Origin of the sequence: Streptomyces sp. NPDC048349, assembly GCF_040651925.1 — a bacterium.
Lineage (GTDB): Bacteria > Actinomycetota > Actinomycetes > Streptomycetales > Streptomycetaceae > Streptomyces.
In genome coordinates this window covers 1-20,955 of the sequence record NZ_JBEZLA010000090.1, presented here as the reverse complement: position 1 = coordinate 20,955, position 20,955 = coordinate 1, and the positions used below count along the sequence as shown (strand labels likewise).

19 protein-coding genes are annotated in these 20,955 nt (G+C 72.3%); 11 read left to right on the top strand and 8 right to left on the bottom strand.

Annotation, left to right across the window (positions count from 1 at the left end):
* Positions 1-95: 95 nt before the first annotated feature.
* A complete protein-coding gene (locus AB0D44_RS31805; RefSeq protein WP_362597533.1) occupies positions 96-2,570 on the bottom strand; it encodes a serine hydrolase in 2,475 nt (824 codons plus the stop codon).
* 572 nt (positions 2,571-3,142) lie between these two features.
* On the opposite strand from AB0D44_RS31805, the gene AB0D44_RS31800 reads away from it, so the two are divergent.
* Positions 3,143-3,865, top strand: coding sequence for a lysophospholipid acyltransferase family protein (locus tag AB0D44_RS31800; RefSeq protein WP_362597530.1), 723 nt, complete (start codon positions 3,143-3,145; stop codon positions 3,863-3,865).
* Here the strand turns inward: AB0D44_RS31800 and AB0D44_RS31795 are convergent.
* Both AB0D44_RS31795 and AB0D44_RS31790 read right to left on the bottom strand, forming a co-directional pair.
* Positions 3,801-4,547, bottom strand: coding sequence for a hypothetical protein (locus AB0D44_RS31795; protein ID WP_362597527.1), 747 nt, complete (start codon positions 4,545-4,547; stop codon positions 3,801-3,803). The genes AB0D44_RS31800 and AB0D44_RS31795 overlap by 65 nt on opposite strands.
* A 127-nt stretch (positions 4,548-4,674) precedes the next feature.
* Entirely contained in the window at positions 4,675-5,106 is a 432-nt protein-coding gene (locus tag AB0D44_RS31790) for a GNAT family N-acetyltransferase (protein ID WP_362597524.1), read from the bottom strand.
* Between the two features lie 142 nt (positions 5,107-5,248).
* On the opposite strand from AB0D44_RS31790, the gene AB0D44_RS31785 reads away from it, so the two are divergent.
* Positions 5,249-5,671 (top strand): YciI family protein, encoded by a 423-nt coding sequence (locus AB0D44_RS31785; protein ID WP_362597521.1) that lies wholly within the window; start codon positions 5,249-5,251, stop codon positions 5,669-5,671.
* A 71-nt stretch (positions 5,672-5,742) separates the two neighbouring features.
* Positions 5,743-5,922, top strand: a complete 180-nt coding sequence (locus tag AB0D44_RS31780; RefSeq protein ID WP_362597518.1) for a hypothetical protein — start codon at positions 5,743-5,745, stop codon at positions 5,920-5,922.
* A gap of 122 nt (positions 5,923-6,044) precedes the next feature.
* Here the strand turns inward: AB0D44_RS31780 and AB0D44_RS31775 are convergent, their stop codons facing one another.
* Positions 6,045-7,505 (bottom strand): AMP-binding protein, encoded by a 1,461-nt coding sequence (locus AB0D44_RS31775; protein ID WP_362597515.1) that lies wholly within the window; start codon positions 7,503-7,505, stop codon positions 6,045-6,047.
* A 150-nt stretch (positions 7,506-7,655) separates the two neighbouring features.
* Between AB0D44_RS31775 and AB0D44_RS31770 the strand changes: the two genes are divergently transcribed.
* Positions 7,656-8,066 carry a rodlin gene (locus AB0D44_RS31770; RefSeq protein WP_362597512.1) on the top strand — a complete coding sequence of 137 codons (411 nt, stop codon included), beginning with the start codon at positions 7,656-7,658 and terminating at the stop codon, positions 8,064-8,066.
* A 364-nt stretch (positions 8,067-8,430) separates the two neighbouring features.
* Positions 8,431-8,721, top strand: coding sequence for a hypothetical protein (locus AB0D44_RS31765; protein WP_362597509.1), 291 nt, complete (start codon positions 8,431-8,433; stop codon positions 8,719-8,721).
* A gap of 95 nt (positions 8,722-8,816) precedes the next feature.
* Here the strand turns inward: AB0D44_RS31765 and AB0D44_RS31760 are convergent, their stop codons facing one another.
* Entirely contained in the window at positions 8,817-12,293 is a 3,477-nt protein-coding gene (locus AB0D44_RS31760; protein ID WP_362597537.1) for a M28 family peptidase, read from the bottom strand.
* A 182-nt stretch (positions 12,294-12,475) separates the two neighbouring features.
* On the opposite strand from AB0D44_RS31760, the gene AB0D44_RS31755 reads away from it, so the two are divergent.
* The gene (locus AB0D44_RS31755) at positions 12,476-13,435 is read left to right on the top strand and encodes a LysR family transcriptional regulator (RefSeq protein ID WP_362597506.1); all 960 of its coding nucleotides are present in this window, start codon (positions 12,476-12,478) and stop codon (positions 13,433-13,435) included.
* Positions 13,436-13,496: 61 nt separating this feature from the next.
* On the opposite strand, the gene AB0D44_RS31750 is transcribed toward AB0D44_RS31755, so the two are convergent.
* Together AB0D44_RS31750 and AB0D44_RS31745 are read right to left on the bottom strand one after the other, a co-directional pair.
* Positions 13,497-14,780 (bottom strand): hypothetical protein, encoded by a 1,284-nt coding sequence (locus AB0D44_RS31750; protein ID WP_362597504.1) that lies wholly within the window; start codon positions 14,778-14,780, stop codon positions 13,497-13,499.
* Positions 14,781-14,950: 170 nt separating this feature from the next.
* A complete protein-coding gene (locus AB0D44_RS31745; RefSeq protein WP_362597501.1) occupies positions 14,951-15,454 on the bottom strand; it encodes a hypothetical protein in 504 nt (167 codons plus the stop codon).
* 297 nt (positions 15,455-15,751) lie between these two features.
* Between AB0D44_RS31745 and AB0D44_RS31740 the strand changes: the two genes are divergently transcribed.
* From AB0D44_RS31740 to AB0D44_RS31725, 4 genes are all read left to right on the top strand, one after another.
* Positions 15,752-17,083: an extracellular solute-binding protein gene (locus tag AB0D44_RS31740; RefSeq protein WP_362597498.1), complete on the top strand. Its 1,332-nt coding sequence runs from the start codon at positions 15,752-15,754 to the stop codon at positions 17,081-17,083.
* A 107-nt stretch (positions 17,084-17,190) separates the two neighbouring features.
* Positions 17,191-18,120 carry a sugar ABC transporter permease gene (locus AB0D44_RS31735; RefSeq protein ID WP_362597495.1) on the top strand — a complete coding sequence of 310 codons (930 nt, stop codon included), beginning with the start codon at positions 17,191-17,193 and terminating at the stop codon, positions 18,118-18,120.
* A complete protein-coding gene (locus AB0D44_RS31730; RefSeq protein ID WP_362597492.1) occupies positions 18,117-19,046 on the top strand; it encodes a carbohydrate ABC transporter permease in 930 nt (309 codons plus the stop codon). Before AB0D44_RS31735 ends, AB0D44_RS31730 begins: the two co-directional genes overlap by 4 nt.
* 73 nt (positions 19,047-19,119) lie before the next feature.
* Positions 19,120-20,097: a hydroxyacid dehydrogenase gene (locus AB0D44_RS31725; RefSeq protein ID WP_362597535.1), complete on the top strand. Its 978-nt coding sequence runs from the start codon at positions 19,120-19,122 to the stop codon at positions 20,095-20,097.
* Positions 20,098-20,152: 55 nt separating this feature from the next.
* Here AB0D44_RS31725 and AB0D44_RS31720 read toward each other — a convergent pair whose 3' ends face one another.
* Positions 20,153-20,368: an antitoxin MazE7 gene (locus AB0D44_RS31720; RefSeq protein WP_362597489.1), complete on the bottom strand. Its 216-nt coding sequence runs from the start codon at positions 20,366-20,368 to the stop codon at positions 20,153-20,155.
* Positions 20,369-20,486: 118 nt separating this feature from the next.
* On the opposite strand from AB0D44_RS31720, the gene AB0D44_RS31715 reads away from it, so the two are divergent.
* The gene (locus AB0D44_RS31715; RefSeq protein ID WP_362597486.1) at positions 20,487-20,867 is read left to right on the top strand and encodes a PRC-barrel domain-containing protein; all 381 of its coding nucleotides are present in this window, start codon (positions 20,487-20,489) and stop codon (positions 20,865-20,867) included.
* Positions 20,868-20,955 lie beyond the last annotated feature (88 nt).

The following is a 20,955-nucleotide window of genomic DNA, read 5'->3' as shown; positions in this document are numbered from 1 at the left end:
GGCGCTGCAGGTCTCATGTTCAAAGACTACCGACGAAAGCGAGATTTTGAGCACCGCTACAGAATTCGCCTGGAGAAGAGCGCCCGCCGCCCGGGTCAGCGCAGGCGGGTGAGCCTGGTTGCGAACGAGGGCTCGGAGAGCGGGCCGCCGACCGCCACCGGCACGCTCTTGGCCCCCTCGCCGTCGCCCGCCGTCAAGGCGGCGACCTCGGTGCCCGCCTTGGCGGTGTGCGGCAGCTTCGGGGCGCCGGACGCGAGGTCGAGGGCGAACTGCTGGCCCGGGACGCCGATCACGTTGAGGTCCTTGGTGGCCACCAGCGGCGTACGGCCGCCGAGCCCGTCGTCGACGTACCCGACGGTGTCGCCCTTGCGGACGACCGGGGCCGACGCGAGTGCCGCCCGTACCGCCTCGATGATCTTCTTGCTGTTCGTCTTCACCAGCGCCAGGCTGTTCACGGCGTCCGGATCCGGGCCGTCCACCCGCTGGTCCATCAGCGTGCCGAGGATCAGCGGGGTCTCGTCGCCGACCGACTTGTACGCCGCCCACATCAGGGCGCCGCCGGCGGGCGTGCTGGAGCCGGTCTTGATGCCCCTGACGCTCAGGCCCTGGGCGGTGAGCAGGTCGTTGTTGTTGAGGAGCTGCTGGGGAAGTCCCTTGATCGTGGCGCTGGGCAGAGCGACGATCGCGCGGAACGCCTCGTCCTTCATGACGGCCTCGGCGAGCTTCAGCTGGTCGGTGGCGGTGCTGACGGTGCCCGCGTCCAGGCCGCTGGGGTCGGTGTACGTGGTGTTCGTCATGCCGAGTTCGCGGGCGGCGGCGTTCATCTTCTCCACGAACGCCGTCTCGGAGTCGCTGCCGGTGTCCCAGCGGGCCAGCAGGCGGGCGACGTTGTTGCCCGAGGGGATCATCAGCATCTTGAGCATGTCCTGCTGGCTGAACTCGGTGCCCGCGGTGAGCCCCACGATGCGCGACTCGTGCTCGGCGGTGCCGTCCGCCACGGTCTTGGCGTCGACCCTGATGGCGGGGCCGGGGTCGTTCTTCTTCAGCGGATGGCTCTTGAGGATGACGTAGGCGGTCATCACCTTGGCCACGCTGGCGGTCGGGACGGGCTTCTGCTCGCCGAACGTGCCGATGTCGCCGGAGCCGGAGACCCGGACGGCGCCCTGCCCCTTGGCGGGCCAGGGGATGGAGAACCGCCCGTCGACGGTGTGGCCGGTCTCGGCCGCGACGAGCTTCGGGGCGGGCAGGGGGCGCAGCAGCTGAGCGCCGGCGAACCCGCCGGCGAGGACCAGCAGGACGGGGGTCCAGATCGCGACGCGGCGCAGGGCGTTGCGGCGCGGCGTCCGCGGCGGGGCAACGGTGTTGGTGAGCTCGGCGAGCAACTCGAGCGGAGCCGCTGCAGCCGGGGGCGGGGTGACCTTGGGCGCGGGGGCCGGTGCTGGGGCTTGGGCCGGGACGGGCTTGGGCTTGGGGACGGGGGCTTGGGTGGCGCCGGGGCCGGGTGTGGCGGCGGGGGCGGGGGCTTGGGCCGGGACGGGCTTACGGGCGGGTGCGGCGACTTGGGCCGGCCCGGGTCTGGGTGCGGCGACCGGTGCCGGGGCGTCCAGGGGCTTGAGCGCGACGAACTGGCTCGTCCGCTCGGAGTCGGCCTCGGCCGCTCGCGCCCAGGAGGGCACCCGCCGGGTCGTCCCGGCTTCGGCGGGCCCCGCGGACTCAGACCCGGCCGTCCCCGCTTCGGCGTCGGCCTCGACCTGTCCTTCGGCGTCGGCGTTGGCTTCGGCGTTGGCCTCGACCTGCCCTTCGGCCGCGCCGGCACCGGACCCGGCCCCGGGGCGCACACCGGCCCCGGCTCCGGCCTCCGGCCCCGCCTTGAGCTCAGGCTCGGCCTCTACCTCGCCGTCAGGCCCGGCCCCCGCCTCTCGTGCGGCCTCGGCCGAATCCGTGGCCTGGGCTTCGGCCTCGGCGCCGGGCTCGGGCTGGGGGGCGGGCTCGGTCTCGGCTTCGGCCTCGGCCTCGGCGCCGGGCTCGGGCCGAGGGGCGGCGTCGACTTCGGCGTCGGCACCGGCCGGAGCGTCGGCAGCACCGGTCTCGGCGTGGGCCCGGGCTTCGGGCTGGGCGTCGGCAGCATCGGTCTCGGGGTCGACCTCGGCATCGGGGTCGACCCCGGCATCGGCCTCAGCCCCGGGCTCCGGCTCGGGCTCGGGCTCCGGCCCGGCCTCGGCGTGAGGCTCGTCCTCGGTTTCGGTCCCGGCTCGGGGCTCGACGTCGGCGTCCGGCTGGGCGTCGGCCTCAGGGCGGGCCACTGCCGGCGCCGCAGCCTCGGCCTCGGCGCCCGCCTCGGGCTCGGTCCCGGCCCGGTCCCCGGCCCCGGCGTGCGCTGCGGTACCGGCCTCCGCGTCCACCTCGGCCTCAGGCGCGGCCTGCGCCTCAACCTCGGTCCCCGACGCGGACTCTGCCCCCGTCTCGGCTCCGGGCCGAGGTGCGGTCCCGGACTCGGGCTCGGCCGGGGTCTTCGTCTGCTCGGTCTCCGGATTGTCCGGGGTACCGCCCGCCACCGCTGTCGCCTTCATCCCAGCCCCGCCTTGCCCCTCGTACCCGGCTGCCGCCGGTCTTGCCGATACGACCGGCGCGGCCCTCCGCGGAGCCGCGCCGGTTGCCTAGATGGCCGGGGGGCGCGGGGCGTTCCCCCGGCGGCAAGCTGTGACCGTTTGGTCATATTCCCCGCGGTCTTCGGGGAGTACGCCTCCAGGTCGGACACCTGCCCGCGGGCCGGGCGGTGTTGGCCGTGAACGGCAGGCGCAGAGGGCGGGCCCTGCTCGCGGCCGGCAGGGGATGGTGACGGAGTCGACCCCCTCGCAGAACGTGTACGAGGCCGAGGTCTTCACGGTCGAATCGGACATCGCGCTGCCGATGGCGTTCACTTGGTCGTCGTCGATCCGCTCGCGGATGTCGCCGATGAGCTTCACGGGGCCGCGTCCGCCGGAGAGCGTGTGCCAGGGCCCGCACCCAGACCGTGACGCGGTGGGGCGGGGCGAGGTGGGGTCCTCGCCTGCACCCGGTGAGTACCGGTACTCATGACCGCGCCCCCGAGAGCGGTCGACGATGGACCCCACACCACCGCGCCATCCGAACGGGGCCGTCCATGCTCAGCCGATTCGCCGCCGCCCTCGTACCCGCCTTCGGCACCCTCACGGTCACCGCCGACCCCGGGGCGCGCCCCGCCGAGGGCAGCATCCTCGTCGCCAACCACACCTCCCTCGCCGATCCCGCGGTGGTGGTCGCCGCGCTGCGCCGGTACGGGATCGAGCCGGTCATCATGGCCACCGGCGGCCTGTGGCGGGTGCCGCTGCTCGGGGCCGCGCTGCGGCGCGAAGGGCACATCGCCGTCCACCGCGGCACGCACCGCGCCGCCGACTGCCTCGACGCCGCGGCCGTCGCCCTCGCCACGGGCCGCAGCGTTCTGCTCTACGGGGAGGGCGGACTGCCCGGCCGCCGCGATGCGGGGGAGTCGGCACCGGGGCCCTTTCGCAGCGGCCTGGCCCGGCTCGCCACCGCCACGGGCGCCCCGGTGGTACCCGTGGGCCAGGCGGGCGCGCGCCGGTTGTGTTCCGGCGGCCGCACCAAGCAGCTCGCCGGAGCCCTGACCGCACCGCTGCGCAGGCCCGGGCTCCACGTGCACATCGGCTCGCCGCTCCACCTGCCCGACCGGGTTGCCGAGGCGACGGAGCAGGCGCGGCGCGCGGTCACCGCCGCCTGGCGTACCGCGGCGCTCTCCTTGGGCGAGCCCGTCAGCGGTTCGGTCAGCGCGTGGTGTGTGCCAGGACCACGTGGGCCGCGGCTTCCCGGTGGGCGTCCGTGTCGATGAAGGCCACCACCAGGGGGCTGCTGCCGGCCGGCCCGCCCGCGGTCGCCCGCAGCCGGTAGCGCTCCACTCGCACGCCCTCACGGGCGAGGGCCCCACCGCCGGTGAACATCGACTCGGGCATGTGGTCGGTGGCGATGCGCAGCGCGGCCGGGCGCCAGGCGCCCGAGGCCGCGTCGAAGCGTTCCAGCAGGAAGCCCGGTCCGCTGCCGGGGTGGTCGCCGGGTTCGCCGATGAGCGGCTCCATCTGGAAGACGACCAGCAGATGCCGGTACTCGGCGGAGTTCCCGTTCCGCAGGGTGACGGTGAACTCCTGCGCGGCGCCGCCGCGCACCAGGGCGAGCCCGCCGCCGCGGGTCTCGACCGCAGCCCGCAGCCGGGTCGGCGCCGCGGGCGGCGCGGGGGCGCGCGTCGTGGCAGGGGCGGGCGGGGCCGGCGGGGCGGACGGGGAGGGGGCCGAGGACGGCGGCGGGGAGGCGGAGGCCGCCGGTGAGGCGGACGCCTCCGCAGGGGTGGCCGACTCCCGCGCCGGCGCCGAAGCCGGGGCGGAACCGGAGGACGGTGCCGCCGCCGGGTTCCTGCCGTCCTCGTCCCCGCATCCGGTCAGGCCGGTCAGGCTCGCCAGCAGCACGGCGGCCGCGGCCGCGGCGGTGAGGGCCCGGCGGCGCTCGGCGGATGGGGGCATGGGAATCGGTCTCCTCCGGGTCAGCTGAAGGAGGAACCTAACAAGCACGTCGCGCGCGTACGAGGCCGGTCAGGCATCGGGGCGGCGACGGTTCGGTCACGCCGCCGCGCCCCCACCGGCCCCCCGCTCAGGTGAGGGGCTTCTCGAAGCTGAAGGCGGTCACGGCCATCCGCTCGCGGAAGTAGAAGCGGTGCGCATCGGTCCGCTGGGTGCCGGAATCCAGGGTGAGGGCCGTGCAGCCGGCGGCCCTGGCGTGCTCCTCGAGGTGCGCGAGGAGCGCGTGGCCCACGCCGGTGGACCGGGCGGTTTCGGCGGTGACCAGGTCGTCGACGTAGAGCTTGCGGACCAGGCAGGTGTTCGCGACGATCCGCCAGCCGGCCGCGCCGACGCACACGCCGTCCCCGTCGTAGGCGGCGGTGAAGCGCAGCCCCTGGCTCTGCCCCTCCGCGAGGACCGCGCGGAACAGGTCCTCCGTGAGGTGGGGGCGCAGCTCGAGCAGTACGGGGAGCAGGTCGTCGGTCAGCCGCGCGTCGCCGGGCTCCAGGTCGATGATCTTCATGGGGGCAGCGTAATCGGCGCCCGCAGGTCCTCGGGAGGCGCGGGTCGTGTGGTGGGGTGCCGTCTCGTGCCGTCTCGCGCCGGCACCGTCCGTGTGTCGGAATGGGAGTGACCGCTGCCGGCGGGCGGAAGGAGTGGCACCCATGAAGTACATGCTGATGGTCCTCGGGAAGCAGGCCGACTACGAGGCCATGACGGGCAAGGCGAGCGGCGACAGTCCGGCCTGGTCGGCGGCCGACCTCAAGGCGATGTTCGACCACATGGGAGCGCTGAACGCCGAGCTGGCGGCGTCGGGCGAGTGGGTCGACGGCCAGGGGCTCGCCGAACCCCGTCAGGCCCGGCTGGTGACCGCCGGGGCCGACGGCACACCGCACGTGTCGGACGTGCCGTACGGCGAGACCAGCGCGGTCATCGCCGGGTACTGGATCGTCGACGTCCCGGACTTCGCCCGGGCCGCCGATATCGCGGCGCGCGCCCATGCCTGCCCGTTGCCCGAGGGTGCGCCGAACTACCCCGTGGTCGTCCACCCCGTGGGCGAGCCGCCGGAGGCGGACACCGGGTCCTGATCACGGACACGGGGCGTCCGCATGTCGGACGGCGGTCAGCGTTGTCAGTGACACCGCCTACTCTTGATCATGTGAGCCCGACCCCTGACGACCCGACCCCCGAGCGTCCCCTCGCCGAGATCAACGCCGACATCCGCGGCCTCTTCGCCCGCGCCGAAGGCCGCCTGTCCGACGCCGAACGCGTACGGCACGCCATGCTGCTCGCGGAGTGGGCCGCGGCGATACGCGCCTCGGTGGTACCCGCCGCGTAGCCGGCCGGGCTCCGCCTGCGCTGCCGCGCTCTGCCTCCACTGCCGGCCTCCGCCTGCGCTGCCGCGCTCAGCCCGCACCGCCGACCTCGGCTCGCGCTGTCCGGGTCAACCCCTCCCCCCGCTCAGCTGCCCGCTGCGAGTTCCCGTAGCCGGCGCTTGTCCGGCTTGCCACGGGCGGTGAGGGGGATGGTGCGTTCCCAGAACACGGTGGTCGGGCGGTGCGCCCGTGACAGGTTCCGCTCCACCAGGTCGCAGGCCTCACCCGCGATCGCGTCGCCGGGCGCGCAGCCCGGTGCCGGCACCAGGAAGGCGCAGACCTCCTCGCCGGTGAGGTCGCTGTGCCGGCCCACCACCACCGCCTCGGCCACGGCGGGGTGCCCGGCGAGCGCGGCCTCGACCGGCACGCAGTAGATGTTGTCCCCGTCCACCATCACCACGTCCTTCACGCGGTCGTCGAGGTACAGGTAGCCGTCTTCCCCCAGGTGCCCGAGGTCCCCCGTCCGCAGCCAGCCGTCCCGCAGTGCCGACGCCGTCAGATCGGGCCGGCCCCAGTACCCGGCCATCATCGCCCCCGACCGCATCCAGACCTCCCCCGTGCGCCCGGCGCGCACGGGGGCTCCGTCCCCGTCGCGCACCTCGACCTCCACCCCGGCCACGGGCCGCCCCACGGACGCCAGCAGCTCCGGGCGGCCGCCCACCGCGGCGGCGTGGTCCGCGGGCGTGAGCCGGCAGATCACCGCCGCCTCGTTCATGCCGTAGCCCTGCTGCCACCGTCCGCCCCACAGGGTCACCGCCTCCCGCAGCCGCGCCGGGAGGATGGGCGAATCCCCGTACGACACCGCCTCCAGCCCCGGCACCCCCGCGGCGGTCACGGGATCGTCCAGCAGCCGGTACACCATGGAGGTCGTCAGGTACGTCGACACCCGCCCCAGCCGCCGGGAGGCCGCCGCGAACTCCCGTGGCTCGAAGGGGTCGAGGACCTCCACCCGCCCCCCGGCCCGCAGCTGCTCGAGGGACCGCCCGCCCGACCGCTGCGCCAGCGAGGTGACCGACAGGTAGACCGGGTCCGCCCAGTCCGCCGCCCGTACGGTGTTGCGCGCGGCCATCGCGCCGAAGGTGGAGGCCACCCCCTTGGGCAGTCCCGTCGTCCCGCCCGTGTACGTCACCCGGGCCACGTCGTCCTCCCGCGCCCGTACGTCCACCGCCACGGGCTCGCGGCCCGCTGCGCGTCGCAGCACCTCATCGAGTCCCAGCCGGGGCGTGCCCGTGTCCGGGACGGGCGTGTCGTGCAGCACCAGGTCGGGCCGGCAGTCGCGCAGGACGAACTCCAGCCCGAACAGCGCCGGTCCGGCGATGACCTGGGTCAGGCGTGCCCCCAGGACGTGCGCGGCCAGCCGCACCAGCAGGACCTCGGGCCGGTTGCGGCCCGCCACGCACGCCAGCCCCGATCCGCGCCCGACCCCCGCCTCCGCGAGCACCCCGGCCAACCGGAAAGTGTCCTGCAGGACGTCCGCGTACGACATGACCGCGGGCCCCACACCGATCGCGGGCCGGTCCGCGTACCGCTCCAACGCATCGGTCAATTCCGTGACATACCGTGCGGCCACCATGCGTAAACCTGCCTCTCGGGCCCCGTCGTGGGGCTGATCGGGTGAACCCGCGCAACCTGCGGCGAGGCCGGGCGTTGATCAAGGCGCTCACCACCGTGCACTCGTGCAAGAGAAGGACCAATGATGATCAAGAAGATTATGACCGCCGCCGCTGTCACCGCTGCCGCGGTCGGTGCGGGTGCCGCTGCCGCGGCCCCGGCCATGGCCATCGGCAACGACAACGGGATCAACACCGTCAACGGCAACCACGCCGCGCAGATCTACGGCAACCAGAAGACCGGCGGCGACCTCAGCCCGCAGCTCGGCCTGGTCCAGGGCACCCTGAACAAGCCCTGCATCGGCCTGCCGGCGAAGGTCAACGCCCAGTCGATCCTCGCCCTGGTCAACGTCGGCGTCCAGGACATCAACGTCCTGTCCAACCCGATGAACCAGCAGTGCACCGAGAACTCCACCCAGGCCAAGGGTGACGAGCCGCTCTCGCACATCCTCAGCAACATCCCGGTCCTGTCCGGCAACCTCTCCGCCGGCAGCTGACGCAGTTCCCTTTTCGAGCCGGGGCCTCCGACGCCCGCGCGAGTGCCCACGGGGCCCCGGCTTGTTCCACCCGGATCCGATGGTCCGGCAATTCCACTGGCGTGCGGTGGCCCCCAGGCCGCCGGGACGGGCACCGGGCCTCACGTCACAGAGCCTCTCGCCGTCCGGGCGAGAGGCTCTTTGACGTGAAGGGCCCGTCAGGAACACTCCAACGGGGCTCCGTCGGCGAGTACGCCGGGCCGTGCGCGGGCGAGGGGCCGGCCCGGCTCGTCGCAGAGCCGACCTCGTGACTTTTGCCCGCCGTGCTCCCCGCAGGGCCCACGGGTTCTTGCATGCCCCGCGCGCCCGTGTCTAGCGTCGGGACATGACCACCGAGCCGCAGCGCTTCGAGATCCTGTTGGTACCCGAGCACGTCAAGAACCGGAGCGGCGCCCCCCAGGCGGACCACCCCCTGCGATCGGCGGTGGTCGAGGCGACCGGTACCACGGGCGCCTCCGGTTACCCGCGCTATGTCGGGGAGGGCATGGAGGCCGACATCGACCCGGACACCCGTACGGTCGAGGCCCTGCTCGTGGACGGCTCGGAACTGGACCCCGGAATGACGGCCCTGATCGCCCCCGAGACCGGGAAGGCCGCGAAGGGCGGGCGGCCTTAGGGCCCGCCGGGCACCTTCCCCGGGCGCTCGTGCGGCAACGCGGAGGGCTCCCCCCCCGGGGCGGGGGAGGAGCCCGGTGATGGGTCGGCGCCCGGTCAGCTCACCTGGACGGTGACGTCGTCCACGACGAACGACGTCTGGAGGGACTGGTCCTCCGTGCCCTCGAACCTCAGGCTGACGGTCTGCCCGGCGAACCGCGCCAGGTCGTACGTCTTCTGCGCGTAGCCGGAGTTGGCGTCCAGGTTGGAGAGGGTCTCCAGGGTCTGGCCGCCCACCGAGACGGTGAACCGGTCGTAGACGACGCTCTCGTTCTCCTCCGTGTCGATGTGGAGGAAGAAGGACAGCCGGTACGAGGCGCAGCCCGACGGGATCGTCAGGGACTGCGAGGCGCTGTCGGTGTGGGAGGACCCCCAGCCGTTCAGCCAGGCCATGTAGCTGCCGGAGTGCGCGACCTGGCCGGACTGGTTGGTGATGACGCCCGCGGTCGCGGTCCACGGACTGCTGCCGTTCTCGAAGCCGCCGTTGGCCACGAGCTGGCGCGGGGTGCAGGTGCCGCCCCCACCGCTGACGGTCAGTGTGTAGGTGGTGCTGTGGCTGACGGTGCCGGAGCCGGTGACCGTCAGGGTGTAGGTGCCCGGCACGGTGCTCGCGCCGACCTGCACGGAGAGCGTCGAGGAGGTGCCGGACTGCACCGACGACGGGCTCAGGGTGGCGCTCACCCCGGCCGGGGCGCCGGAGACGGACAGGGCCACCGTCTGGGCGGCGCCGCTGACGGTCTGGGTGTTCACCGTGGCGGAGGTGGAGCCGCCGGGGGCCGCCGTGCCCGCGGACGGGCTGGTGGACAGGGAGAAGTCCTGCGCGGGCGTCTCGCCGCCGACGGCCTGCTTCCACAGGGCGTAGGCGACGCCGTCGGCGCTGCGGTCCAGCACCGTGGCGTTGATGTTGTTCGTGGTGTCGCAGGAGCTGTGGTAGCAGGGGTCGTAGGCCGCGTTCGCGGTGCCGCCCCACTTGGCGGCCTGCGCCGAGGTCTTGCGGGCGCCGGCGCCGGCCGCGTAGCCGGAGGTGGGGATGCCCGCCTGCTGGAAGGAGTAGTCGTCGCTGCGGCCCTGGCCCTCCGTGTTCTCCTCGGGCGCGAGGTTCAGGGAGGTCCAGTACGCCTTGAGCGGGGCCGCGGTGGCGGAGTTGAGGTTGTTGACGAAGTAGCCGCCGTTGGTCGAACCGACCATGTCGAAGTTGTAGTAGCCCTTGATGGCCGCACGCTGGGCGCCGCTCAGCTGGTTGACGTAGAACTCGGAGCCGTTCAGGCCCTGTTCCTCGTCGGTCCACCAGGCGAACCGGACGTGCTTGGTCATGGTGGGGTTCTGCTGGGCGAGGACGAGGGCGTTCTCCAGCAGGGTCGCGGAGCCCGAGCCGTTGTCGTTGATGCCGGGGCCGGCCGCGACACCGTCGAGGTGGGCGCCGAACATGACGGTCTGGTCGGCGGGGCCGCCCGGCCAGTCGGCGATCAGGTTGTTCGACGGATAGGTGCACGAGGAGCAGTTCTGCTCGGTGACGGTGTACCCGGCGGCCGTCAGCTTGCCCTTCACATAGGCCAGCGACTGGGAGTAACCGGCGCTGCCCGCCCGGCGGTTGCCGCCGTTCTGGGAGGCGATCGCGTTCAGCTGCGCCAGGTGGGCCTGGACGTTGGCGACGCTGATGTTCGGCGGGTCGTTGCCGGGCTGGGTCCCGCCGACGTTCAGGGCGTAGTCCACCGTGTGGGAGAGGGCGGTGCCCTGCCCCTTGACGACGACGGTGGACGCGCCGGGCGCCGCGTTGGCGGTGGCGGTCAGCGTCAGCACCGAGGACTGGCCGGCCTGGACCGTGGCCGGGCTGAAGGAGGCGCTCACCCCGGCGGGCAGGCCGCTCGCGGTGAGGGTCACCGACTGGGCGACACCGGTCGTGACGCTGGTGGCGACCGTCGTCGTGACCGAACCGCCCTGCCGGACGGCGCCCGAGGACGGGTTCAGCGCCATCGAGAAGTCGTTGTTCTGTCCGCTCGGGGTACAGGTCGGGTCACCGGCCTGGGCGGGGACGCTGATCGCGTCCCAGGCGGCCTTGGTCTTGTGGAAGAGGTCGCAGGTGGTGTCCAGGGACTTGGCCGAACCGAGCGTCGCCGTACGGTACTTCTTGTACGTCATGCCGCTGGTCTTGAGCAGCATGCCGCCGTAGAAGATCTTGCCGGCGTTCTGCACGCCCACCCCGGTCAGCGTGGACTGGTTGCAGGTGCTGCTGGCGGGTTTGCCGCCGCCCGGGTTCGTGCCCTCGGCCAGCAGGTAGAACCAGTGGTTCATGGGACCCGCCGCTGCGTGCACCTCGGTGCCGGGTATCGCCGAGCTGTAGCAGGCAGGGTCGTTGTTGACGGCCGGCGGGTTGTACATGTTGCGGATCGGTCCCCGGCCCTGGAGGTTGATGACCTCGCCGACCGTGTAGTCCGGGGTGTCGTACGGGGCGGGCTGGTTGATGTACGCCTCGGTCAGCGCCCCGAAGATGTCCCCGGTGGCCTCGCCGAGCCCGGCCTCCTGGCCGCCGGTCCCGCCGGGGGTGTTGCTGTCGATGGCGTGCCCGTACTCGTGGGCCACCACGTCCACACCCGCGATCCACTCGCCCGCACTGTTGCGCCCGATGGTGACCGAGCTGCCGTCCCAGTACGCGTTGAGCTCGTTCAGCCCGACCTTGGCGGGGAAGGTGCGCCCGTTGCCGCTGACGCCGTTGCGGCCCAGCCACTGCCCGAGCATGTCCCACTGCTTCTGGGCGGCGAACATGAGGTCGACGCAGCCGGTCTCCTTGCTCGTGGGGTTTCCCGTGCCCCAGGAGTCGGAGGACTTCGTGAAGACCGTCCCGGTGCTGTAGTCCGCGCAGCTCAGCCCGGTGCGGTTCGGGTCGCGCAGGGTGTAGGTGGAGCCGGAGTTGGTGGTGTCGATGGTGAGCGGGCCCGGCCCGTTCCACTTGCTGTTGCCGCTGCCGGCGACCACGTCGTCGTAGCTGTCCACGACGGCGCCGCTGCGCGCGTCCACGAAGACGTGCAGTGTGCTCGGCGCCGTCCTGGTCCGGCCGGAGAGGACGGTCTCCCAGGCCAGGACCGGCTTGTCGTCCTTGAGCCGGACGACCAGCCGGCTGCTGTCGACCTTGTCGACCGAGGCCAGTTTCGCCCGCGAGGCGGATTCGGCGGCCTTGGCACTGACGGTCGGCCGGGTCGCCACCTCGATCCGTACGGCGGAGGCGGACTGCACGGCCCTGACCTTGCCCGCGCCGTCGGCGAGCACGACCGCGTCGCCGCCGACGACCGGCAGACCGCGGTAGCTGCGCTCGTACGCGACGGAGAAGAGGTCCTTGACCCAGGGGGTGACCTGGCGTCGTTCGTACTGCTCCTGCGCGGAGTTGACCAGGGAGTCGAGTCCGCTGTCGACGGCCCGGTCCGCGGCGGCGACCGCGCGGGCGGCCGGGGTGTCCTGCGGGGACGGTGCGGGCTGCGCCTGCTGCGCTGCCGATGCCGTCCCGGCCAGGGTGCCGGCAAGGCTCGCGGCCAGCGCCATCGCTGCCACGGTCGCCGTCCATCTGGTGGGATGCAACGTCCACTCCGATCGTGTGGGGGGATGGGGGACTGCGTGCTCGTTCGCGGCCGAGTATGAGCGTGAACATGACGAGAATGGGACATCCCGGCAGGCATAAGGCCGGCGTTATGGTGCGGCGGGGGCGCGCTGCGTACGCTGCCCGGATGCAGCTGGAGTTGAGGCATCTGCAAGCCGTCTGCCGGATCGCCGAGGCGGGCAGCCTGGGGGCCGCGGCGCGGCGGCTCGGAGTGTCCCAGCCCGCACTCTCGGCCCAGCTGCGCCGCATCGAGCGCGTCACGGGCGGAGAACTGTTCGTGCGGGGCCGGGGCGGAGTGCAGCCCACGGCGCTCGGACAGTTCGTCCTCGCCAAGGCGCGCCGCGTGCTCAGCGAGATGGAGGCCCTGGGCGCGGAGGCGCGTGCCCACGCCGCCGGCACCCCGCTGCGCCTGGGCTGCATCCTGCTCGTCCTGCTCGACGGCCTGCTGGCCGAGACCGACCGGTCGATGTCCGGCCAGGAGATCACCGTCGACCTGGAGGACTCGGTGACCGCGCTGGCCCGGATGCTCGGTGCGGGGCGGTACGACGCCATCGTGTACGGCGAGGTCAACGACCACGAGGTACCGCTCCCGGAAGGGGCGGTGGCGCGCACGCTGATCCCCAAGGAGCCCTTCTGCATCCGGCTGTCGGCGGGGCACCCGCTCGCCGGCCTGGAGTGCATCGGCCTCGCGGACCTCGCCGGCGAGTCGTGGATGACGCTGGTGGAGGACGACGACGGCGGGCCCGAGGCCCTGGTCGCCGCCTGCGCGAAGGCCGGGTTCGTGCCGTCACTGCGCTACCGGATCACCGACCGGAAGATGCACTACGACCTGATCGCGGCGGGGCGCGCGGTCTCCCTCAGCCAGCCGACGGCCCCGGCGGTCGCGGGGACGGTGATGCGCCCCCTGGCCGGGGCCCCGGTCACCGGCCGGATCCGCCTGGCGTGGAACCGCTCCGCGGTCTCGGCCGGCCAGGCGGAACTCCTCTACCGCGCTGCGGCCCGCGCCTATGTGGCAGGGGTGGGCAACCACGCGTTCCACAAGGACTGGTGGGACGCCCACCCGGAGGTACACCCGCTCGTGGACTGACCGGAGAAGAGCGGGCGCACCCCACGGGGCCGCGCCTGGCACTAGCGGCGCGGAAGCCGCCTCAGGAGCCGTCGGCGAACACCGCGTAGACATCGCGCCGGCCCGCGTACTCACTGAGGTTCCAGATCACGGACTCGCGGTAGGCCCAGTCGGCGGCGGTGCCGCTGTGGAAGCTCAGGTCCTCGCTGCCGACCCCCAGGCGGACCACGGTGGAGGGGGTGTCGGTGCCCGAAGCGACCGTCTTCAGATGGCCGTTGGAGGACGGGCCGTTGCTCTGCGACAGGTAGTGCTTGCTCTGGCGCGAGACCACGCCCTGGATCTTGCCCTGCTTGACCGTCACCGCCTCGGTGGCCGTGGTGGAGGCGAGCTTGCGGGTCGTGTAGTCGAGCGGCCAGCGGACGATCTTGGGGAGGTCCACCTTCGTGCCGTTGCCGTTCCACCCGGTCCCCGAGTAGTCCACGACGGGGCTGGTGAGGCTGGCCGCGTACTCGCTGATGGTGAGGCTGTCGGGGCTGGAGGCGCGGTCGAGGCCGATGGCCGAGAAGCGCAGCAGCGTGCCGGTGTTGTCGTAGGCGCCGCACTGCGGGAGGACGAAGCGGTAGTCGTAGGCGTGGTAACTGCCGTCGGCCTGGCGTCCGCAGGCGTCCGGCAGGCCGGTGCTGACCTCCAGGATGCTGTCCATGTCGAAGACCCGCAGGCCTTTGTACGTGTCCACGACGTACAGCCGGTTGCCGTACCACATGATGCCGCCGGCGTGCTTGCGGACCGGCTCGTAGGTGAAGGTGCCGCCGGGTCCCCGGACGGGCTCCACCAGCAGCACGTGCCGGTAGACGGGGGCGCCGGCCGAGGTGTAATCGACGAAGCTGACGCGTATGCCCTTGTCGAGGGGGAAGTCGTCGATGCCGTTGTCGTCGGGGTCGGTCTCGAAGTACCAGGAGACCAGGACCACTCGCTTGCCGCCCGCCGGCCACAGACCGGCGCCGAGCGCGTCCGCGCTGGTGGTGGTGCCCTGCGGGATCCACTCGATGGCGTCCTGGTCGCCCGGGTTCCAGGTGAAGCCGTGCGAGAACCCGCCCACGCCCGCGGGGGCCGAGGACAGGCGGGTCGCCGAGCGGTTGGCGACGGCCAGCACGTCGGATATCTGTGCGCGGGGCAGGACCTGCGCCAGGCCCGCGATGTGGTCCGCGAACGGGCCGGAGGCGTTGGAGGTCCGCTCGGCGAGCGTGAACTGGCCGGGGGTGAGGGTGGCCGCCTCGGCCGTGGCGGGTGTGAGGGCGGCGCCTGCCGCGGTGAGGAACGGCGCGGCGGCCATGCCCTTGATGATCGTCCTGCGTGACATGCTCATGTGGCGAGAATCTAGGTCTTCGGATCAAGCCCGTGCAAACCTCGAACCGCCGGTCGGGACGGTACGGCTGATGGCGCCTCATGGCAGGCCCCGGCCGGGCGGGTGGCCGGGGGCCCGGCCCCGCCCGACAGGTGCGCCGCGGAGGGGGCCGGGCCGACGCGGGCCGGTGCTCAGTGGAACAGCATGGAGGCGTCCCCGGCCGCGGTGGTGACCGATCCCGGACAGAGGAAGCTGCCCGAGGTCTTGGTGGCCGTGAAGGGCCGGTTGACGTACTTGCGGGTGGTCTCGCTCCGGTCCCATACGAGATTCGTCGCCTTGTACCGGCAGGAGATGAAGCTCTGCCGGCCCGTGATGTCGATGGCGTCCGTCTTCGCCACGGCGGCGGCGTCGTCGAAGGTGAAGGCGGGATTGTTGTTGAGGGTGGCGCTGATGCCGCCGTTGCACGTGAGGTTGCCGCCGGGTGCGTTGATGGTGGTGCGGTCGACCGTGAGGGCGTTCGGCGGGACGGCGCTGGTGCTCGCGTTGGTCCAGGTGCAGGTGCTGCCGGCGACCACGATGACCCCGTCCACCTTCTGGTCGACCGTGGGTCCTGCCGCGATCGCCGCCGACGTTCCGACGACGGTTGCCGCGATCGCCAGTGCGGCGAGTCCCGTGAGCGTGGGGATGTGCCTCATGTCGCTCCTCCTTGCCACGTCCTTGTGGGGGTATGCGAGGGCCCGGAGGCCTCGCGGGAGTGCGTCACGGAGAGTCGCACAGGGACCTTGAATTGTCAGGTGCAGCTCAATTACTGGCTGGAAGCCGCCCTCTGCCCGCCGGGTTGATCGTATTGACCATCTCGATCGAAGCGACACGTAAAGCCGCTGATTCTACGATTGTTATGTGCGTTCACCCTTGACTGTGATCGGTTTCGGACAAACGATGGTGCCCGTTCACCCCACTCCTTCCGTACGAGGCCCCGTAGGAGCTGTGCCATGTCGCGCACTTCAGGTTCGTTCCGCATCGCCGCCGCCGCCACCGCCTGCCTCGCCGCCCTGGGACTTCTGGCCACCGCCTGTGGCGACGGCAGCGGCGACGGTTCGGGCAAGGCCGCGGGCGGCGGCAGCGCCGCCCAGCCCGTGGAGATCACCTACTGGTCCTGGATGCCGGGGACGAAGCAGACGGCCGAGGCCTTCAACGCGAGCCACGACACCGTCAAGGTCAAGTTCGCCGAGGTGCCCGCGGGCCTGGCCGGCGGCTACGACAAGCTCGCCGCGGCGGTGAAGGCGGGCAACGGCCCGGACGTGATGAACATCGAGTACCAGGCCCTCCCCGACCTCGTCACCCAGGGACTGCTCGCCGACTCCTCCAAGCTCCTCGGACCCACCGTCAAGAAGCAGCCCGAGCAGGTCCAGGCCCTCGTCACCCTCGGCGGCAAGCAGTGGGCGGCGCCCTTCGATGTGGCCCCCCAGCTGCTCTACTACCGCAAGGACCTCTTCGAGCAGCGCAAGATCGCAGTCCCCTCCACCTGGGCGGAGTTCAGAACGGCGGCCGAGGCGATCAAGAAGGCCGACCCCGGGGCGCGCATCACCTCCTTCTGGGGGGACGAGGCCGCGACCTGGGCGGGCCTGGCCCAGCAGGCCGGTGCCAGGTGGTACGGGACGCATGGCGACGCCTGGAAGGTGAACATCAACGACGCCGCCACCAAGAAGGTCGCCGCGTACTGGGGCGACCTGGTCAAGAACGACCTGGTCTTCAACCACAAGGCGTGGAGCCCCGAATCGACCAAGGCGACCTCCGAGAACAAGGTGTACACCCGCCTCGGCGCCTCCTGGAGCGCCGGCAGCCTGAAGACCGAACAGGCCAAGCAGGAGGGCAAATGGGCCTCCGTCGCCCTCCCCGGCTGGGGCGACGGCAAGGTCGGCATGGTGGGCGGCTCCTCCTTCGCGGTCATCAAGGACAGCAAGAAGGCGCAGGCCGCCGCCGAGTTCGTCACGTGGGCCACCACGAGCCCCGAGGCCGTCAAGGCCCGGCTGAGCCCGGGCACCTCCAGCGCCATGCCCGCCGACGAGGCGCTCCGCGAGACGGCGAAGGCCTCCTTCGACACCACCTTCTTCGGGGGCCAGGACATCTACGCCACCGCCTCCGCGCAGGTTCCCCACATCGCCACCGGCTGGGTCTGGAGCCCGGTCCACAACGCGACCTCGGTCCAGCTCGTCGCCGCTCTGGCCAAGACCCAGGACGGCGACTTCGCCGCCGCCTTCGACACGGCACAGGCCGCGGCCGAGAAGCTGATCGACGACCGGGGCCTGAAGCTCGCTCGGTAGGCGACGAGGGGCGGGCCGGCCCCGGGCCCCTCCCGGAGCCCCTGCCCGCCCCGGCCTTCCCCCACTCCCTCGTCCGCCCGTCCTTCCCCCGCCCCGGAGGTGCCCCGGTGGCAGCACCGCTCGCCCCCAGCAGCACGCGTCGCCCAGCCCGCAGCCGACGCGGTCAACGCACCGCCGCCGCCCTGCTCGTCGGACCGTTCGTCCTGCTCTTCCTCGCCGTCATGGTCGTGCCCATCGGGTACGCGGCCTACCTGAGCCTCTTCCGCGAGCAGTCCTCCGGCCTCGGCTTCGGCGGAACGCAGACCCTGTTCAGCGGAGTCGACAACTACGTCCGGGCGGTGACCGCCCCCGCCCTGCAGCAGGGCTTCCTGCACATCGCGGCGTACTGCGCCGTCTACATCCCCGTCATGATCGGCGGAGCCCTGGCCCTGGCCCTCCTCATCGACTCGGCCCTGGCCCGCGCCCGGCGGTTCTTCCAGCTCGCCGCGTTCCTGCCGCACGCGGTGCCCGGTCTGATCGCCGCCATCATCTGGGTGTTCCTCTACACCCCGGGCCTCAGCCCCGTCCACCAGTTCCTCCAGTGGGCAGGCGTCCGGGCCGACTTCTTCGGCGACGACGCGATCCTCTTCTCGATGGCCAACGCCACCGCCTGGCAGTGGATCGGCTACAACATGGTGATCTTCTACGCGGCCCTGCAGGCCATTCCCCGCGAGACGCTGGAGGCCGCGACCGTCGACGGCTCCGGCGCCCTGCGCACCGCCCTGTCGGTCAAACTCCCCATGATCCGCTCCTCGGTGGTCCTGACCACTCTCTTCACCTGCATCGGCGCCATCCAGCTGTTCACCGAGCCGGAGACCTTCCGCTACGACGCCACCGCCCTGTCGCCCGAGTGGTCCCCGACGATGTTCATCTACCAGGCAGCCTTCTCCAAGCACGACTACGGCATCGCCGCCGCGGCCTCGCTCATCCTGGCCCTGCTCGGCGCCCTGCTGTCCTTCGTCGTCACCAGGCTCGGCAACCGGTGGAAGGAAGCATGAGCACCCTCACCGTGGACAAGACCACGCACCCAGCGCCGCGCGGCACCCCGCGCCGCCCCCCGCACCCGGACCGCCGCCCGCGCACCGGCGGCCGGATCCTCGCCTCCAAGGCTGCCGTCAACGGCCTGCTGGCCCTGATCGCGTGCTACACCCTGATGCCGCTCACCTGGCTGCTGTTCGCCGCGACCAAGAGCAACGCGGACCTCTTCGCAAAGCCCGGCTTCAGCCTCGGCGACTTCCATCTCTTCGCCAACCTCGGCGACCTCTTCACGTACAACGACGGCATCTTCGGACGCTGGCTGCTCAACAGCTTCGTCTACTCGGTCCTCGGCTCCCTCGCCTCGACCCTGCTGAGCCTCGGCGCCGGCTACGCCTTCGACAAATACGACTTCCGCGGCAAGGAGAAGCTGTACGGCTTCATCCTCCTCGGCCTGCTGGTCCCCGCCACCGTCATCTCCCTGCCCATGTACCTGCTCGCCTCCCGCGTCGGCATCGTCAACAGCTACTGGGCGATCCTGATCCCCGGCCTGGTCAGCCCTTTCGGCGTCTACCTCTCCCGGACCTTCTCCGAGGGCTACGTCCCCCGCGAGACCCTGGAGGCGGCCCGCATGGACGGCGCCGGCGAACTGCGCATCTTCGGCTCCGTCGCCCTGCCGATGCTCACGCCCGCCTTCGTCACCGTCTTCCTCTTCTCCTTCACCGGTAGCTGGAACAACTTCTTCCTCCCGCTGGTCATGCTCAACGACCACGAGCTCTACCCGGTGGGACTCGGCCTGTTCAACTGGAACGCCACCCTGTCCCAGTACCCCGAGCAGTACGCCCTGCTCATCACCGGCTCCCTGGTCTCCGTCCTGCCCCTCGCCGTGGCCTTCCTCTGCCTCCAGCGCTTCTGGCGCTCGGGCCTGACCGCGGGCGCGGTGAAGTGACGTGACCACCACCGCACCCGTCCACCACCCCGGGCACCCGGCCGCGGCCGGACCCCCGCGCACCGTGCTGGCCATGGGTACCGCCATCCACCGCACCCTCCTCGAATCCGCCGCGCTCGAGCGGCTGCCCCGCGTCGCGGACACCGACACCGCGCTGGTCGTCACCGACTACCGGGCCGCCGACCCCGAGCTGCTCGCCCGCACCGAGGTCCTGTTCACCCACTGGGGCTCCCCGCTGCTCGACGAGGACGCCCTGCGCCGGCTGCCCGCGCTCCGGGCCGTCGTCCACGCCGCCGGGTCCGTCAAACACCACATCACCCCGGCCGTGTGGGAGCGGGGGATCACCGTCTCCTCCGCGGCGGAGGCCAACGCCCGGCCCGTCGCCGAGTTCACGCTCGCCGCCATCCTGTTCGCGAACAAGCGGGTCCTGGAGAGCGCCCGCCGCTACCGCCGCGAGCAGTCGGCGTACGAACTCCTGTCCTACTTCGCCGGTCATGGAAACTACCGGCGCACGGTGGGCATCGTCGGCGCCTCGCGCACCGGCCGCCGCGTGATGGAGCTGCTGCGCCCCTTCGACCTCGACGTACTGCTGTACGACCCGTACGTGGGCCCCGCGCAGGCCGCGGCCCTCGGCGTGTCCCCGCTCCCGCTGGACGAGCTCGTCTCGCGCAGCGACGTGGTCTCCATCCACGCACCGCAACTCCCCGAGACCCGGCACATGTTCGACGCGCGGCTCCTCGCCCGCCTCGCCGACGGGGCCACCCTCGTCAACACCGCCCGCGGCTCCCTCGTCGACACCGACGCCCTCGTCGCCGAACTGCGGACCGGCCGCATCCACGCCGTCATCGACGTCACCGACCCCGAAGAACCCCCGCCGGGCTCACCCCTTTTCACCCTGCCCAACGTGCTCCTCACCCCGCACATCGCGGGCTCCCTGGGCAACGAGCTGACCCGCATGGCCCACTGGGCGGTCGACGAGGTGGAACGCTACGCACAAGGCCGCCCCTTCGCCCACGGCGTCGGCCCGGACGAGCTGGCGCGTTCGGCGTGAGCGGCCCCGCGGACGGTGCCGCGGCCCGGCTCCGCGCCGGGGGACCGAGCCGGCCTCAGACGGCGAAGTCGCGGGCGAAGCCCTCGCGGAAGCCGGGCCGCGCCACCGCCTCCTCGAAGGCGCGGGCGGCTCGGGCGAGGGCGGCCTCGTTCTCCTGGGCGGCCGCGAGTGCGGCCAGATAGGCGCGCAGGCTCAGTCCACGGGCCGCGGCGAGCGCGGCGAGGCGGTCGTGGACATCCGTGTCGACCTCGACTGTGGTGGTGTCAGCCATGGTCCGAGTATGCGCCGTCCGCGGCACCGGCGGGGGTGGTTACGCCTTCGCCCACCGGGCAGGGGAGGTGATGCGCGGGAGCGACCCGCCGCCCGCAGAACCGGAGGAGCTGTTTCGCGTGACAGAGCACGTGTGGAGTTTCCGCTCGACCTCCGGCCACCTGGCCGGCACCGACCTGGCGGGCTACACCGTCGAGGCGACGGACGGCCGCATCGGAAAGGTCGACCAGCACAACGACGAGGCCGGCGACGCCTATCTGGTGGTCGACACCGGCGTATGGATCTTCGGCAGGGAGGTCCTGGTACCGGCGGGCGCGGTGACCCGCGTCGACCCCGAGAGCCGGACCCTGTACGTGGAGGGGACCAAGGAACAGATCAAGGCCGCCCCCGAGTTCCACCGTGAACACCACCTCGGCGACCCGGTCTACCGCGAAGCGCTGATCACGCACTGGGGCTTCGCGGGCCCGTTCGGCGGCCCGTTCGGCGGGAACCGCGTCTAGGGGGTGTCTGACGGAGGTCCGCGGCGTCGCGGTGCCCGGCACGCACTCTCGCCGCACCGGCCGAAAGCCCAAGTACGTCCAGTACGGG